14 protein-coding genes are annotated in these 15,240 nt (G+C 64.7%); 1 reads left to right on the forward strand and 13 read right to left on the reverse strand.

All coding sequences use genetic code 11. From position 1 onward, the window contains the following. Positions 1-21: 21 nt before the first annotated feature. The 12 genes from NTD88_RS15605 to NTD88_RS15660 all read right to left on the reverse strand — a co-directional run bounded on the left by NTD88_RS15605 (position 22) and on the right by NTD88_RS15660 (position 13,697). Positions 22-1,983: an acetoacetate--CoA ligase gene (locus tag NTD88_RS15605; RefSeq protein WP_262154444.1), complete on the reverse strand. Its 1,962-nt coding sequence runs from the start codon at positions 1,981-1,983 to the stop codon at positions 22-24. 34 nt (positions 1,984-2,017) lie between these two features. Then, positions 2,018-2,497: a serine protease inhibitor ecotin gene (gene eco, locus NTD88_RS15610; protein WP_262154445.1), complete on the reverse strand. Its 480-nt coding sequence runs from the start codon at positions 2,495-2,497 to the stop codon at positions 2,018-2,020. Positions 2,498-2,564: 67 nt separating this feature from the next. Further along, positions 2,565-3,335 carry a 3-hydroxybutyrate dehydrogenase gene (gene hbdH / locus NTD88_RS15615; RefSeq protein WP_262154446.1) on the reverse strand — a complete coding sequence of 257 codons (771 nt, stop codon included), beginning with the start codon at positions 3,333-3,335 and terminating at the stop codon, positions 2,565-2,567. Between the two features lie 10 nt (positions 3,336-3,345). Continuing rightward, positions 3,346-4,737, reverse strand: a complete 1,392-nt coding sequence (locus tag NTD88_RS15620) for a GntP family permease (protein ID WP_095153551.1) — start codon at positions 4,735-4,737, stop codon at positions 3,346-3,348. Positions 4,738-5,013: 276 nt separating this feature from the next. Continuing rightward, positions 5,014-6,408: a sigma-54 interaction domain-containing protein gene (locus NTD88_RS15625; RefSeq protein ID WP_262154447.1), complete on the reverse strand. Its 1,395-nt coding sequence runs from the start codon at positions 6,406-6,408 to the stop codon at positions 5,014-5,016. Positions 6,409-6,435: 27 nt separating this feature from the next. Beyond that, entirely contained in the window at positions 6,436-7,458 is a 1,023-nt protein-coding gene (locus tag NTD88_RS15630; protein ID WP_095153549.1) for an ABC transporter permease, read from the reverse strand. Continuing rightward, positions 7,458-8,510, reverse strand: coding sequence for a microcin C ABC transporter permease YejB (locus tag NTD88_RS15635; RefSeq protein WP_095153548.1), 1,053 nt, complete (start codon positions 8,508-8,510; stop codon positions 7,458-7,460). Before NTD88_RS15635 ends, NTD88_RS15630 begins: the two co-directional genes overlap by 1 nt. After that, the gene (locus NTD88_RS15640; RefSeq protein WP_262154448.1) at positions 8,507-10,354 is read right to left on the reverse strand and encodes an extracellular solute-binding protein; all 1,848 of its coding nucleotides are present in this window, start codon (positions 10,352-10,354) and stop codon (positions 8,507-8,509) included. Before NTD88_RS15640 ends, NTD88_RS15635 begins: the two co-directional genes overlap by 4 nt. A gap of 66 nt (positions 10,355-10,420) precedes the next feature. Further along, positions 10,421-10,702, reverse strand: coding sequence for a peptidylprolyl isomerase (locus tag NTD88_RS15645; protein ID WP_095153546.1), 282 nt, complete (start codon positions 10,700-10,702; stop codon positions 10,421-10,423). 112 nt (positions 10,703-10,814) lie between these two features. Next, positions 10,815-11,897 carry a 3-deoxy-7-phosphoheptulonate synthase gene (locus NTD88_RS15650; RefSeq protein WP_095153545.1) on the reverse strand — a complete coding sequence of 361 codons (1,083 nt, stop codon included), beginning with the start codon at positions 11,895-11,897 and terminating at the stop codon, positions 10,815-10,817. Between the two features lie 539 nt (positions 11,898-12,436). After that, entirely contained in the window at positions 12,437-13,102 is a 666-nt protein-coding gene (locus NTD88_RS15655) for a response regulator transcription factor (RefSeq protein WP_095153544.1), read from the reverse strand. Positions 13,103-13,148: 46 nt separating this feature from the next. After that, positions 13,149-13,697: a PQQ-dependent catabolism-associated CXXCW motif protein gene (locus tag NTD88_RS15660; RefSeq protein ID WP_177454386.1), complete on the reverse strand. Its 549-nt coding sequence runs from the start codon at positions 13,695-13,697 to the stop codon at positions 13,149-13,151. Between the two features lie 158 nt (positions 13,698-13,855). Here NTD88_RS15660 and NTD88_RS15665 point away from each other — a divergent pair, with 158 nt between their 5' ends. After that, positions 13,856-14,512 carry a response regulator transcription factor gene (locus NTD88_RS15665; RefSeq protein WP_262154449.1) on the forward strand — a complete coding sequence of 219 codons (657 nt, stop codon included), beginning with the start codon at positions 13,856-13,858 and terminating at the stop codon, positions 14,510-14,512. A gap of 42 nt (positions 14,513-14,554) precedes the next feature. Here NTD88_RS15665 and NTD88_RS15670 read toward each other — a convergent pair whose 3' ends face one another. After that, positions 14,555-15,214 (reverse strand): pentapeptide repeat-containing protein, encoded by a 660-nt coding sequence (locus NTD88_RS15670; protein WP_095153542.1) that lies wholly within the window; start codon positions 15,212-15,214, stop codon positions 14,555-14,557. Positions 15,215-15,240 lie beyond the last annotated feature (26 nt).

A 15,240-nucleotide genomic window follows, 5' to 3' on the forward strand; every position in this document is an offset into this window, starting at 1 on the left:
GTTGCGGGTAAAAGCCGGCGATTATGCCTGATCGCGCAGCTCGATGCGGTCGCGAAAATGTTCCAGCGCCTGGGGATTGGCCAAGGCGTCGGTGTTTTTCACCGGCAGGCCATGGACCACGTTGCGCACCGCCAATTCGACGATCTTGCCGCTGATGGTCCGCGGGATGTCCGCCACCTGGACGATCACCGCCGGGACATGGCGGGCGCTGGTGTTGTCGCGGATCACCTTGCGGATCCGTGTCTGCAGGGCGTCATCCAGTTGTACGCCGTCCGCCAGGCGGACGAACAGCACCACGCGCACGTCGTGCTGCCATTGCTGGCCAATAGCGATGCTGTCCAGCACCTGCTCGACCTTTTCCACCTGGCGATAGATCTCCGCGGTGCCGATGCGCACGCCGCCGGGGTTGAGCACGGCGTCCGAGCGACCGTGGATCGCCAGGCTGCCGTTGCTGAATTCCTCGGCGTAATCGCCCTGGCACCAGACGCCGTCGAACTGGCTGAAATACGCGGCCTTGAAGCGTTCGCCGTCGGGGTCGTTCCAGAATCCGAGAGGGATCGCCGGGAAGTGCCGGGCGCAGACCAGCTCGCCTTTTTCATCCCGCACCGGCTGGCCCTGGTCGTTCCACACCTCGACGGCCATGCCCAGACCCTTGCACTGGATCACGCCGCGGCGCACCGGCAGGGTCGGGTTGCCGAGGACGAAGCAGGAGACGATATCGGTGCCGCCGGACATGGAAACCAGGCAAATATCTTCCTTGATGTCGCGGTAGACATAGTCGTAGCTGTGCGGCGACAGCGGCGAGCCGGTGGACAGCAACAGGCGCAGGCGCTCCAGGCGGTGGCTGTGGCACGGCTGCAGGCCGGCCTGTTCGAGCGCGGCCAGGTACTTGGCGCTGGTGCCGAAGACGCTGATGCCCTCGGCATCGATCAGGTCGAGCAGGCGCTGCGGCGCCGGGTGGAAGGGCGAACCGTCATACAGCACCAGCGTGGCGCCGAGGGCCAGGCCGCTGACCAGCCAGTTCCACATCATCCAGCCGCAAGTGGTGTAGTAGAACAGGCAGTCGTCCTCGCGCAGGTCGTTGTGCAGGCCGTGTTCCTTGAGGTGCTGGAGCAAGACGCCGCCGGCGCTGTGGATGATGCACTTGGGCACGCCGGTGGTGCCGCTGGAATAGAGGATGTACAGCGGATGATCGAAGGGCAGGGCGACGAATTCGGGCTCGTCGCCGCGTTGATAAAAGTCCTGCCACAGGCTGATGCGGGCGGGGGTACGGAAGGCGTCCGGGCGGATATCGTCCTGGCTGTACGGCACCACCAGCAACTGTTCGAGGGCGGGCAGGGCCGCCAGCACCTCGTTGATCTTGTCCACCTGGGACAGGGATTTGCCGGCGTACTGGTAGCCGGCGCAGACCAGCAGCAGTTTCGGCTCGATCTGGCCGAAGCGCTCGACGATGCCCTGGGTGCCGAACTCCGGCGACGAACTGGACCAGATCGCGCCGAGGCTGGTGCAGGCGAGCATCGCCACCACGGTCTGCCAGGTGTTGGGCATGCACGCCGCGACACGGTCGCCGACGCCGATGCCGATGGCCTTGAAGGCCCGTTGCAGACCGGCAACCTCGGCCGCCAGTGCCGCGTAAGTGAGGGTGACGCGCTGGCCGTCTTCGCGGACTGAAACCAGTGCCGTGGCGTTATCGCGGCGGCGCAGCAGGTGCTCGGCGAAATTCAGGGTGGCGCCGGGAAACCAGCGGGCATCGGGCATCCGCGGGCCTTCTTCCAGCACCTGGGTGGGAGGTTGCTGCCAGCGCACGCCGAAGCGCTCGGCCAGCGCCTGCCAGAAGGCCGGCCGCTGCTCGATGCTCCAGCGGTGCAGGTCGTGGTAGTCGGCCAGTCCGAGGTTGAACCGGCGATTGATCTCGCCGCGGAACTGATCCATGTGGCTTGCCTGAATACGCGCCTCGCTTGGGCGCCAGAGCACATCGTTCATGCCGATTCCCCTTGTTCAACGGCCTGTTCTGAGTTTATTCGACGCTGGCGCTTTTCACCTCGGTGGAGGCCGACCAGATCCGGTAGCGGACTTCGACCCCTTCAGGAACGTAGATCACCACCGGCAGCTTGCTGTTGTAGCGCAGCAGGAAACCGTCGCCGATCACCGGGACGAAGGCTTTGGTTTTGCTCTTGTCGGGGCAGGCCATCAGGGTCGACGCCGGGCCGGAGACTTTTTCCAGCCGGTAGTAGGGATAGCCCCAGCCTTGCAGGTCTTTCTCTTCGAGCGTGCCGCCGAGGCGCTGGCGGTTGCAGTCCACCAGCAGTTCCTTGCCGGCCAGCACTTCGAGCTTGAAGGCGCTTTCGTCTTCCTGGGCGGGCAGGTGGATGACCTGGCGGGTGAAGCCTTTCTCGGCTTCCGGGTAGGGGGCGACATCCTTGAGGCTGGCGGCCACGGCGAACGGGCTGATCGCCAGCGACAAGGTGAACAGGGCAGTCAGGGAAAGCGGGCGCATAGCGGCTCCTTGCAGGTTTTTCGGGTCAGTCATGCCGGTCAGCCGCGGGCGTCGCTCGCCCTGTTAATCACTGGGCGAGCCAGCCGCCATCGATGTTCCAGGCGGCGCCGCGCACCTGGCTGCCGGCTTCACTACAGAGGAACAATACCAGCTCACCCAGATGTTGCGGCGTGACGAAGGCCACGGATGGCTGCTTCTCCGCCAGCAGATCGTGTTGCGCCTGCTGCGGGTCGGTGCCGTTGGCGATGCGGTCGTCGATCTGCTTCTGCACCAGCGGCGTCAGCACCCAGCCGGGGCAGATCGCGTTGCAGGTGATCGGCGTGGTCGCGGTTTCCAGGCCGACCACTTTGGTCAACCCGACCACACCGTGCTTGGCCGCCACATAAGCGACCTTGCCCACCGAGCCGACCTGGCCATGCACCGAGGCGATATTGACGATCCGCCCCCAGTTGCGCGCGCGCATGCCCGGCAGGGCGAGGCGGGTGCAGTGGAACACCGCCGAGAGGTTGAGGGCGATGATCGAGTCCCAGCGCTCCACCGGGAATTCCTCCACCGGCGCGACATGCTGGATACCGGCGTTGTTGACCAGGATATCGACGCCGCCGAATTCCGCTTCGGCGTAAGCGAACAGCGCTTCGAGTTGGGCGACGTCGCCGAGGTCAGCCGGGTGATGGGCGACCTTGCCGCCATGGCCGGCGACCTCGGCCAGCGCCGCGGCCGGGTCGCCGAAGCCGTTGAGCAGCACATTGGCGCCGGCGGCGGCCAGGACCTTGGCGATGCCCAGGCCGATGCCGCTGGTGGAGCCGGTGACCAGTGCGGTTTTTCCGTGAAGACTCATATGTGGCTCCTCAAACGATGCCGGTGGCGTAGAAAGTGGCGATCACGACGAACACCGCCAGGGTCTTGATCAGGGTAATACCGAAAATGTCCTTATAGGCTTCGCGGTGGGTCAGGCCGGTTACCGCCAGCAGGGTGATCACCGCGCCGTTGTGCGGCAGGGTGTCCATGCCGCCGCTGGCCATGGCGGCCACGCGGTGCAGCACTTCCAGCGGGATATTGGCGGCATTGGCCGCGGCGATGAAGCTGTCGGACATCGCCGCCAGGGCGATGCTCATGCCGCCGGACGCCGAGCCGGTGATCCCCGCCAGCAGGGTCACGGTGATCGCTTCGTTGACCAGCGGATTGGGAATCGCGCGCAGGGCGTCGGCCAGCACCAGGAAGCCCGGCAACGAGGCGATCACCGCGCCGAAGCCGTATTCCGACGCGGTGTTCATCGCCGCCAGCAGCGCGCCGCCTACCGCGCTCTTGGTGCCTTCGGCCAGGCGACTCTTGATCGCCTTGAAGCCTGCCACCAGCACCAGCAGGATGCCCAGCAACAAGGCTGCTTCCACCGCCCAGATTGCGGTGAGCTTGGCGATGTCGGTCTGTACCGGCGCGGCCATGCCCGGCAGTTGCAGGCTGTGGCTCTTGCCGTACCACTCAGGAATCCAGTGGGTGAACAGCAGGTTCATGACGCCCACCAGCAGCAACGGCGACAGCGCCAGCAGCGGGTTGGGCAGGCTCAGGTCGTCAGCGGTTTCCGGCTCGTTGCGCAGTTCGGTGCCGTAGCCTTCGCCGGCGCGCTGGGCCTTGTTGCGCTGGCGTTGCAGGTAAAGCATGCCGCTGCAAAACACGAACAGCGTGCCGATCAGCCCCAGCCACGGCGCGGCCCAGGCCGTGGTGTTGAAGAAGGTGCTGGGAATGATGTTCTGGATCTGCGGCGTGCCGGGCAGGGCGTCCATGGTGAAGGAGAATGCGCCCAGGGCGATGGTCGCCGGAATCAGCCGCTTGGGGATGTTGCTCTGGCGGAACATCTCGGCGGCGAACGGATAGACCGCGAACACCACCACGAACAACGACACGCCGCCGTAGGTCAGCAGGGCGCAGACCAGCACGATCACCAGCATTGCCTGGCGTGTGCCGAGCAGGCGGATCGCCGCGGCGACGATGGAGCGGGAAAAGCCCGACAGCTCGATCAGCTTGCCGAACACCGCGCCGAGCAGGAACACCGGGAAATAGAGTTTGATGAAGCCGACCATCTTCTCCATGAACACCCCGGTGAAGGCGGGCGCGACGGCGGACGGGTCAGTGAGCAGGACAGCGCCGAGGGCGGCGATGGGGGCAAACAGGATGACGCTGTAACCGCGGTAGGCAGCGAGCATCAGCAGCGCCAGGGCTGCGAGGGCAATGATCACACTCATCGAGTGTCTCCTTGGTGAATCTTGTTTTTGTTGGGTTCAAGGAGATAGCGGGAATCGTGCCAATTGGTTAAGTTGCTGATTTATAAGGGGAAAAGTTTGTTTTTTGGTCTGGGTGGACGAATTTGTCTCTTAAGTGAGAATTTTTTAGGGTTTTAGGGCCTCATCGCTAGCAAGCTAGCTCCTACAGAGGGGGGCGGGCACCCGATTCCCTGTAGGAGCTAGCTTGCTAGCGATGAGGCCAGAAAGTCCAATCCCAAAAAAGAGACATAAGTCTCTTTATGGAGACGAAATCCCCAGCGCCACCAGCTTCTTGTACAACGTCGACCGCCCCAACCCCAATTGCCGCGCCGCCTCCGGCACATTCCCGGCACACCGCGCCAGCGCGTTCTGCAGCAATTCCCGCTCGAACGCCTCGCACGCCTCGCGATAGCCCTGCACCGGCGCATCCACCACCGCCAGCGGCTGCAACGGCCCCAGCGCCGACTGGATATCCGTCACTCCCAGCCGCGCCTGATCCGCCAGCAACGTCGCCCGCTCCAGCACGTTGCGCAACTCGCGGATATTCCCCGGCCAGGCATGCCGGCCCAAGAGGGCGAGGGCGTCGTGTTCCAGCTCATGACGGCTGCCCAGTTCCTCGAGGATGGTCTCGCTCAAGGCCGGCAAATCGTCCAGCCGCTCGCGCAACGCCGGGACGTCGATCGGCAGCACGTTCAGTCGGTAATACAGATCGGCGCGGAACTCGCCCCGGGCCATGGCCGCCTGCAGGTCCCGCGAGGTGGCGGCGATGATGCGCACGTCGCTCTGCAGCATCTGGTTGGAGCCCACCGGTTCGTATTCCTTTTCCTGCAACACCCGCAGCAGCTTGCTTTGCAGCGGCAGCGGCATGTCGCCGATTTCATCCAGAAACAGCGTGCCGCCTTCGGCAAGCTGCAACTTGCCGGCGCGGCCCTTGCGCTCGGCGCCGGTGAAGGCACCCGGCGCGGTGCCGAAGAACTCGGCTTCGAGCAGGGTTTCCGGGATCGCCGCGCTGTTGATGCTGACAAAGGCTTTGTGCGCCCGCGGTGAGGCGGCATGGATGGCGTGGGCCAGCAACTCCTTGCCGGTGCCGGTCTCGCCCAGCAGCAACACCGCCGAATCACTGCTCGCCGCGCGCCGGGCACGGCGTTTGACTTCCAGGCTCTGCGCGCTGGTGCCGATGAACTGGTTGAAGCTGTATTTGGCCTGGCGGGCACGCAGCAGCGAACGGGTCGAGGCCAGTTCCTGCTGCATGCTGGCGTAGCGCTTGAGCAGCGGCGACAGGCTGCGCAATTCGTCGAACAGGGCAAAACCGATGGCGCCGATCACCGCGCCGCCAGCGTCGTGGATCGGCAGGCGCATCACTACCAGCGGTTCTTTCGGCGTGTCGAGCATGTCCAGCAGCGCCGGGCGACCCTGGGTGACCACGTCGCGCATCAGGCTGCCGGGGATCACCTGCTCGCACGGCTGGCCGATGGCGGCGCTGGCATCGGTCAGGCCGAAGCGTCGCGCATAGCGCTCGTTCATCCAGACGATCCGCGCGTCGCGGTCGACGATCACCGTGCCTTCGCTGGACTGCTCGATGATCTCGAACAGCGATTTGATCGCCAGGCGGCGCACCCGCTGGTAGTCCTTGAGGCTGTCGCTGTCGTGCATGAGGTGTTCCGTCAAAGAAAAAAGTGATCAGGCCCGTGGGTCGAACGCCTCGCGCAGGGCGTCGCCGATAAACACCAGCAAGGTGAGGATCAGCGCCAGGGCGAAGAACGCGGTGAAACCCAGCCACGGCGCCTGCAGGTTCTGCTTGCCCTGGTTGACCAGCTCGCCCAGCGAGGCGCTGCCGGCGGGCATGCCGAAGCCGAGGAAGTCCAGGGCGGTCAGGGTCGAGATGGCCCCGGTGAGGATGAACGGCAGGTAGGTGAGGGTGGCGTTCATGGCGTTGGGCAGGATGTGCCGGACGATCACCAGCCGGTCCGGCAGGCCCATGGCCCGCGCCGCCTGCACGTACTCCAGGTTGCGCCCGCGGAGGAACTCGGCGCGCACCACGTCCACCAGCGCCAGCCAGGAAAACAGCGCCATGATCCCCAGCAACCACCAGAAATTCGGCTCGACGAAGCCACTGAGGATAATCAGCAGGTACAGCACCGGCAGCCCCGACCAGACCTCCAGCAGGCGCTGGCCGACCAGGTCGACCCAGCCGCCGTGATAACCCTGCAGGGCGCCGGCGGTGACGCCGATCAGCGTGCTGATGACGGTCAGCGCCAGGGCGAACAGGATCGAGATACGCGTGCCGTAGAGCACCCGCGCCAGCACGTCGCGGCCCTGGTCGTCGGTGCCCAGCCAGTTGCTCGCGCTGGGCGGGCTGGGGGCCGGCACCTGCAAATCGTAGTTGGGCGTGTCGGCGCTGAACGGCACCGGCGCAAACAGCATCCAGCCGCCGTCGCCCTCGATCAGTTCACGCACGTACTGGCTACGGTAGTCCGGCTGGAACGGCAGTTGGCCGCCGAACTGCTGCTCGGTGTAGCGCTTGAACGCCGGGAAATACAGGCTGCCCTGGTGGCCGAGCAGCAGCGGCTTGTCGTTGGCGATCAGCTCGGCGCCGAGGCTCAGGGTCAGCAAGGCGGCGAAGATCCACAGCGACCACCAGCCACGGCGGTTGCGGCGGAAATTCTGCAGGCGGCGCCGGCCCAGCGGCGACAAACGAAACATCAGCGGGCCCTCGTCGCGAAGTCGATGCGCGGGTCTACCAGCGTGTAGCAGATGTCACCCAGCAGGCGGATCAGCAGGCCGAACAGGGTGAAGATGAACAGCGAGCCGAACACCACCGGATAGTCCCGGCTCACCGCCGCGTCGTAGCTCATGCGGCCGAGGCCGTCGAGGGAGAAGATCACTTCGATCATCAGCGAGCCGGCGAAAAACACCGTGATCAGCGCCTGCGGAATGCCCGCGACCACCAGCAGGATCGCGTTGCGGAACACATGACCGTAGAGCACGCGGCGCTCGCTGAGGCCCTTGGCGCGGGCGGTGACCACGTACTGGCGGGTGATTTCGTTGAGGAAGGCGTTCTTGGTCAGCAGCGTGAGGGTGGCGAAACCGCCGATCACCAGCGCGCCCACTGGCAGCACCAAATGCCAGAAGTAGTCGGCGACCTTGCCGATCAGGCTCAGCTCGGCGAAGTTTTCCGACACCAGCCCGCGCACCGGGAACCAGTTCAGCGAGGTGCCGCCGGCGAACAGCACGATCAGCAGCAGGGCGAAGAGAAACGCCGGCAGCGCGTAGCCGATCACGATCAGGCTGCTGCTCCACGCATCGAAGGCGCTGCCATGGCGTACCGCCTTGCGGATGCCCAGCGGGATCGACACTAGGTAGGTGATCAAGGTGGCCCAGAAGCCGAGCGAGATTGTCACCGGCATCTTGTCGAGGATCAGGTCGGTGACTTTGGCACCGCGGAAAAAGCTGTCGCCGAAATCGAGGCGGGCGTAGTTACCGAGCATCAGCCAGAGCCGTTCCGGCGCTGATTTGTCGAAGCCGTATTGTTTCTTGATGGTTTCCAGCAGGGCCGGGTCGAGGCCGCGGCTGGCCCGCGAATCCACCTGCAGCGACGACGAGCCTGGCGCACCGCCGCCGATGCCTTGCAGGCGCGCCACCGCCTGCTCCACCGGTCCGCCGGGGGCGGCCTGGACGATGACGAAGTTGACCAGCAGGATCACCAGCAACGTCGGAATGATCAGCAGCAGGCGCCGCAGGATATAGGCGGTCATTTCGCGGCTCCGCTGCGTTCGGCCATTTGCGCGTTGGTCAGCGGGGTCGGGCTGACTTCCCACCAGGTGTCCAGAGCCGGGTCATTGGCGGCCGGGATTTTCGGCAGGCCGAAGCGGTTCCACCAGACGCTGGACGTGCCTGGCGGGTAGTAGTTGGGGATCCAGTAGTAATTCCATTGCAGCACCCGGTCCAGGGCATGGGCGTGGCGCTGCATGTCGGCCTGGGTGGCGGCGCGCACCAGGCCGTCGATCAGGCCATCCACCACCGGGTCTTTGAGCACCATGAAATTGTTCGAACCGGGATCGTTGGCCGCCGCCGAGCCGAAGTAGCTGTACAGCTCTAGCCCCGGCGAGGGCGACACCGGGTAGCCGGTGACGATCATGTCGTAGTCGCGGGCCATCAGGCGGTTGACGTACTGGGCGGCGTCGACGCGGCGGATCTGCATGTCGATGCCGATCTGCGCCAGCGTGCGTTTCCACGGCAGCAGCAAGCGTTCGAGGCCGTTCTGGCCATTGAGGAAGACGAAACTCAGCGGCTCGCCCTGGGCATTCACCAGGCGGTCGCCGTCCGGCTGCCAGCCGGCCTCCCGCAACAGCGCCAGGGCCTGCAACTGCTTGTCGCGGATCAGCCCGGAACCATCGGTTTTCGGCGCCTCGAACACCTGGCTGAAGACTTCATCGGGGACTTTTCCGCGCAGCGGTTCCAGCAGTTTCAGCTCGTCGGCGTCCGGCAATTCGCGGGCAGCCAGCGGGCTGTTGGCGAAGTAGCTCTGCTGGCGGATGTACAGGTCGCGCATCATCCGCCGGTTGCTCCACTCGAAGTCCCAGAGCAGGGCCAGGGCCTGGCGTACGCGGCGGTCCTGGAACATCGGGCGCTCCAGGTTGAACACATAGCCTTGGGCGCTTTGCGCCATGTCTTTGGCCAGGTGCGCGCGTTGCAGGCGGCCGTCGTCGAGGGCCGGGCCGTTGTAGCCGATGGTGTAGCCGGTGGCGGAAAACTCGCGGTTGTAGTCGTAGCCGCCACCGCGCAGGACCTGGCGGGCGACATCGGTGTCGCCGAAGTACTCGATGCGCAACTGGTCGAAGTTGTAGCGGCCACGGTTGACCGCGAGGTCCTTGCCCCACCAGTCGCGGTCGCGTTCGAAGGTGATGCTGCGGCCGTTGTCGATCCGCGCCACGCGGTACGGCCCGCTGCCCAATGGCGCTTCGAAACCGCCGCCGTTGGCGAAATCGCGGTCGCGCCACCAGTGTTCGGGCAGCACCGGCAGGGACGCGAGGTCGAGGGCCAGGGTGCGGTTCTGGTTGGTCTTGAAGTCGAAGCGCACTTGCGTCGGCGACTCCACCACCACATCGGCGACATCGGCGAACTGGGTGCGGTATTTCAGGTTGCCTTCGCGCAGCAGCAGGTCGTAGGTGAAGCGCACATCTTCGGCGCGGATCGGCTTGCCGTCGGCAAAGCGCGCCTTCGGGTCGAGGTAGAAACGCAGCGACAGGCCGTCGGCGGCCCGCTCCATGCGGCGGGCGACCAGACCGTAGACGGTGTAGGGCTCGTCCAGCGAACGTACTGCCAGCGGCGAATAGAGCCAGCCATCGATTTCACTGACACCGATGCCTTTGTCGATATACGGAAGGATGTGGTCGAACTGGCCGATCTCGATCGCCGAGCGGCGCAGGCTGCCGCCTTTGGGGGCGTCAGGGTTGGTGTAGTCGAAGTGACGGAAATGCTCCGCATAGCGCGGGGCTTCGTCGTAGACGGTTAGAGCGTGGGAAGGGGCGGCCTGGGCAGTCAGGCAGAGCGCCGTCGCGAGCAAGCTCGCTCCTACAGTGATGGTATTGCGCAACATCTTCTGTAGGAGCGAGTTCACTCGCGAAGGACCGCAGAGCGGTCCCTGGTATCGGCGCAAGACCGATCAGTCCTGGCGGCTGGTCACTTCCAGCAGGTGGTAGCCGAACTGGGTCTTCACCGGACCCTGTACTTCATTCAGCGGCGCGCTGAAGACCACGGTGTCGAATTCCTTGACCATCTGGCCTGGACCGAACGAGCCCAGGTCACCGCCCTGGCGGCTGGATGGGCACGTGGAGTTGGCTTTGGCAACGTCCGCGAAGTCGGCGCCGGCTTCGATCTGTGCTTTCAGTTCGTTGCACTTGTCTTCGCTGCTGACGAGGATGTGGCGTGCGCTGGCTCGGGCCATGGGGGGTACTCCTGTTGGGAAAAGCCAGAGCCTAACGCAATTGTTTGGCGATTTCTCCTGAAACCTTGTGGTAAGACTCCGCACTGAAGACTTTGTGCTGAACGTCCGGGCTTCAGTGCCCCGCCCGTTGCTTGCGCAATTCACACGCCGCCTTGCGCAACATCGCCTCGGTGCCTTCCCAGCCCAGGCAGCCATCGGTGATCGATACGCCGTATTCCAGCGGCCCCTTGCCCAGCGCCTGGCAGCCGTCGAACAGGTGGCTTTCGATCATCACGCCCACCAGCGAGCGGTCGCCGTCCAGCCGCTGACGCAGCACATCATCGAACACCGCCGGCTGTTTCAGCGGGTCTTTGCCGCTGTTGGCGTGGCTGCAATCGACCATGATCCGTGCCGCGATCCCGGCCTTGGCCAGCCCCTGGCGCGCTTGCTCGACACTCGCCGCGTCGTAGTTCGGGCCCTTGTGGCCGCCGCGCAATACCAAATGGGTGTCGGGGTTGCCGAGGGTTTCGACGATGGCCGGGTGGCCCTGGGCGTCGAGGCCGAAATGCCGGTGCGGATGGGCGGCGCTGCGGATCGCGTCGCAGGCGATGCCGACGCCGCCGTCGGTGCCGTTCTTGAAGCCCACTGGCAGGCCGAGGCCGCTGACCATCTCGCGGTGGATCTGCGATTCGGTGGTGCGTGCGCCGATTGCCGCCCAGCTCAGCAGGTCGTCGAAGTAGCCCGAGGCCATGGGTTGCAGCAGTTCGGTGGCGACCGGCAGGCCGAGTTCGAGCATTCCCAGCATCAATTCGCGGGACAGGCGCAGGCCGCCGTGCATGTCATCGCTGCCGTCCAGGTGCGGGTCGTAGGCCAGACCTTTCCAGCCGACCGTGGTCCGCGGCTTTTCGACGTAGGCGCGCATCACCAGCAGCAACTGGTCGCCGACACGTTGCGACAGCGCGGCAAGGCGCTCGGCGTATTCGAGGGCGGCGCGGGGATCGTGCAGGGAGCAGGGGCCGACGATTACCAGCAGGCGCGGGTCGTTGCCGTCGAGGATGTTTTTCACCGCCTGGCGGTGGTGCTGGACCTGGGCCGTGAGGGCCGTGGAAAGCGGCAACTGCTGTTTGAGTTGCATGGGGCTTGGCAGACGCAGGCTGACCGGAGTGTTGGCCGCGGCGTTGGTGTTCAGGGGCAGTGCTTGGCTGGACGCTTGCATGTTCGGATTTCCCTGGGCGGAAGGCGGGTTCTGTCCCGCGCCTTCGGCCCTATCGCTGTGTTCGACAGATACGTGTAAGTGTGTGATTGCCACCTGTACTGGACCGGTCGGAGGCGGCTGGCTGGCCCGAACGGAAGTGGCTAAATCGCCAGGCAGAGCGTTGGTAACGGTAGTCAGTGGTGGTGTTCATCTGTCGTTCCTCAATGGTGTCGGTGTGGTCTGGCCCAAAAAAACAAAACCCCCGGAGGGCGGGGCCGACCGGGGGTTTGAGTATTCTCGTATTCGGCGGCCCCTTTGAGTGGGCGCCGGTGTGGGTATCAGCGGCGCCTTTGGCTAAACCAATACCCAAAATAAAAGCCGACTGGAGCAGCCGTCCCGCAGGCAGCCACGGACACGACGGCGCGCGCGAGGCGGGCGGTGTGTTGTGCGTGGTTGTGAGGGGTGGATTGCATGGTGTGCTCCAGTTGAATGCGTTCGAGCTTACTTCAGCGTAACTGCGTGTTTCAACGATTAATTTCAATCGAAACGATTAATTACGCCTAACGTCGCAGGTAGGCCGTGAAGTCGATATCACCGGCACTGAGAATCGCCTGCACCCGGTTGTGCACGTTGAGCTTGCGCAGGATCGCCGAGACGTGGGCCTTGACCGTGGTTTCAGCGATATCGAGGTTATAGGCGATCTGCTTGTTCGACTCGCCCTTGGTCATGCGTTCCAGTACCAGCAGTTGCTTGCGGGTCAGCGCTTGCAGCAGTTCCGGGGCAAAGCCCTGGGTTTCGTTCTGGCTACGGCGGCTGCCGCTCTTCTGGGTGCGGATGATGTCCGGTGGCAGGTAGACGTTGCCGTTGAGGATCTGCTCGATGGCCTCGGTCATCTGCGAGCGCGGCGAGGACTTGGTGATGAAACCCACCGCGCCGTAGGTGATGGCTTGCAGCACCACTTGCTTGTCCTGTTCGGCGGAGACGATCACCACCGGGATGGTCGGCGCTTCGTTACGCAGGTTGATCAGCCCGCCCAGGCCGTGCATGCCGGGCATGTTCAGGTCGAGCAGGATGAGGTCGAGGTCGTCGTGTTCGCCGGTCAGCGCCAGGGCGCTGTCGAGGTCGGCGGTTTCCATCACTTCACTGCCGGGGAAACCATCGCTGATGACGTTATGGATGGCTTCGCGAAACAGCGGATGGTCGTCAGCGATCAGAATCTTGTACATGGCTTTGCACCTTATTGTTTTGGCGTTGACCGCAAGGAATCGTCGTTCAGGGAAAGACCTCGGGCGTGGCGGCAACCACGGGCAGGCCGGCGGCTTCCCAGGCATCCAGGCCGTCACGGTACCAGTACAGGCGTGTGTAGCCCAGCGCCGTGGCGCGCTTGACCGCGTTCCAGCTCAGCCAGCAATCGGAGCGGCAATAGAAGACGATCGGCCGCTGCCGGTCGCCGTTGCTGAGGCGTTGCAGGTGGCGGCTGAAATACTCCGACCACTGCGGGTTCAGCTCGCCGTCGCCGGTGTTGGCCAGCCAGTGGCTGCCGGGCAGATTGGCGTGGGCTTCGCTGTCGATGAACTGGCCGTGCAGCCACTGGCGTTTGTAGACGTCGATCAGCAGCGGCTGCGGCTGGGCCGCGAGCAGTGCCTGGAGTCCGGGGGTGTCGAGGGTTTGCGCGCCCTCGGCGCTGGCCGGGGTTGGGCTGCGGTAGAGGGTGGTGCGGTAGCCGTCGGCGGAAAACAACGGGGTGTCGGCCAAGGCAGTGCTGGCGAGCAGGCCTGAAAACGTCAGGCAGGCGAGGGCGGACAGGACGCGGGGCAGCATGGTCGGCAGTCTCATTTTTGTTATGCCGGTATTACAGGTCAGTAGCGCGGCTTTGTGAATGCGACCATCGACAGCAAAAGCGCTACCAAAGTAGTAGCCGGGCAGGCCGGGCAGGGCTCTAGCATGGGGTTTGGCGAACAACAACGAGAACCACGCCGATGGACATCCTGCTGGTTGACGATCACCCCATGCTGCGCCTGGGCCTCAGTGCCGTGCTCACCGAGGAACTGCCGGTGCGTGAAGCCGGCTCGGGCGAAGAAGCCCTGCAACGGGTTCACGAGCAGGTGCCGGGGTTGGTGCTGATGGATTTCGACCTGCCCGGCATCAGCGGCCTGGAAACCACCCGCCGCCTGCGCCAGCGCCTGCCACAACTGCGCGTGCTGTTTTTCAGTGAACACACCGAACTGGGGCTGGTGCGCCAGGCGCTGGACGCTGGCGCCTGCGGCTTCCTGTCCAAGTCGGTGACGCCGGCCACGCTGCTGGAAGCGGTGCGACGGGTGTTGTCCGGCCATGCCTACATCGAGCAGGCCCTCGCCACGCAACTGGCAACCCAGCCGCAACGGGCACAGGACAAGGATGCGCGGCTGAATGGCCTGACCCAGCGCGAGACGGAAATCTTTCTGATGCTCGCCAAGGGCACGCCGATGCGGGTGATCGCCGAACACCTGTGCCTGAGCGGCAAGACGGTTTCCAACTACCTGACTCTACTCAAGAGCAAGCTGCAGGTGAGTTCCCATGCGGAGATGGTGCACCTGGCGATCCAGACGGGGCTGCTTCGCGACGTGACAAGCTTCAAGCTGCAAGCTGCAAGTTAAGCGCGCTCCGCGAGCCGCGTCGCTTGCAGCTTGAAGTTGCCGTCAGTCCCAGGTCTTCGGACAGCCTTCACAGCCTTCCATGTTGGCATCCTGGAAGTTCGCGTAATGCTTGCGGGTTCCGCGCAGATCAGCCTTCTCCAGGTTGCTCTCGCCGAACTTGGCTTCTTGCAGGTTGGCGTCGGCGAGGATCGCGCCCTTCATGTCGGCGCGGCTCAGCCAGGTCATTTCCAGGTCGGCGGCTTGCAGGTTGGTGTTGTGCATCTTGGCCCCGGAAAGGCGGGCGAATTCAAGGTAGGCAGCACTCAGATTGGCGTCGTTGAATTTCGCGCCCTGGGCGAACATGCCCCAGGCTTGCGCGGCCACCAGGCTGGCGCCGGTGAGGTCGGCGATGCGCAGGTTGGTCTGTTGCAGGCTGGCGCGGTTGAGGTTGGCGCCCTGCAACTGGGCCTTTTCCAGATTGGCCAGGTCGAGCTTGGCGTGACGCAGGTTGGCGTTGCGCAGGTTGGCGCCGGCCAGGTTCATCTTGCTCATGTCCTGGTTGTTCAGGTCAGCGCCTTCGAGGTTGGCGTTGGGGCACTGGCTGCCCGGCTGGATCACGCAGCCATTGATAGTCAGTGGCTGGTCGTCGCCGCCGTCGTCATTGGCGATAGCGGCGAAGGCAGGGGAAATGGCAATGGCGAGAAGTAGCGGGAGGTATTTCATGGATAGCTCCTTAGAAGGCGTGCCGT

Origin of the sequence: Pseudomonas sp. 20P_3.2_Bac5, from assembly GCF_025466035.1 — a bacterium.
Lineage (GTDB): Bacteria > Pseudomonadota > Gammaproteobacteria > Pseudomonadales > Pseudomonadaceae > Aquipseudomonas.

Coding starts and splice junctions, on each gene's coding strand:
- NTD88_RS15605 (WP_262154444.1), bottom strand. CDS start 1,983: ATGAACGATGTGCTCTGGCGCCCAAGCGAGGCGCGTATTCAGGCAAGC.
- eco (WP_262154445.1), bottom strand. CDS start 2,497: ATGCGCCCGCTTTCCCTGACTGCCCTGTTCACCTTGTCGCTGGCGATC.
- hbdH (WP_262154446.1), bottom strand. CDS start 3,335: ATGAGTCTTCACGGAAAAACCGCACTGGTCACCGGCTCCACCAGCGGC.
- NTD88_RS15620 (WP_095153551.1), bottom strand. CDS start 4,737: ATGAGTGTGATCATTGCCCTCGCAGCCCTGGCGCTGCTGATGCTCGCT.
- NTD88_RS15625 (WP_262154447.1), bottom strand. CDS start 6,408: ATGCACGACAGCGACAGCCTCAAGGACTACCAGCGGGTGCGCCGCCTG.
- NTD88_RS15630 (WP_095153549.1), bottom strand. CDS start 7,458: ATGTTTCGTTTGTCGCCGCTGGGCCGGCGCCGCCTGCAGAATTTCCGC.
- NTD88_RS15635 (WP_095153548.1), bottom strand. CDS start 8,510: ATGACCGCCTATATCCTGCGGCGCCTGCTGCTGATCATTCCGACGTTG.
- NTD88_RS15640 (WP_262154448.1), bottom strand. CDS start 10,354: ATGTTGCGCAATACCATCACTGTAGGAGCGAGCTTGCTCGCGACGGCG.
- NTD88_RS15645 (WP_095153546.1), bottom strand. CDS start 10,702: ATGGCCCGAGCCAGCGCACGCCACATCCTCGTCAGCAGCGAAGACAAG.
- NTD88_RS15650 (WP_095153545.1), bottom strand. CDS start 11,897: ATGCAAGCGTCCAGCCAAGCACTGCCCCTGAACACCAACGCCGCGGCC.
- NTD88_RS15655 (WP_095153544.1), bottom strand. CDS start 13,102: ATGTACAAGATTCTGATCGCTGACGACCATCCGCTGTTTCGCGAAGCC.
- NTD88_RS15660 (WP_177454386.1), bottom strand. CDS start 13,697: ATGCTGCCCCGCGTCCTGTCCGCCCTCGCCTGCCTGACGTTTTCAGGC.
- NTD88_RS15665 (WP_262154449.1), top strand. CDS start 13,856: ATGGACATCCTGCTGGTTGACGATCACCCCATGCTGCGCCTGGGCCTC.
- NTD88_RS15670 (WP_095153542.1), bottom strand. CDS start 15,214: ATGAAATACCTCCCGCTACTTCTCGCCATTGCCATTTCCCCTGCCTTC.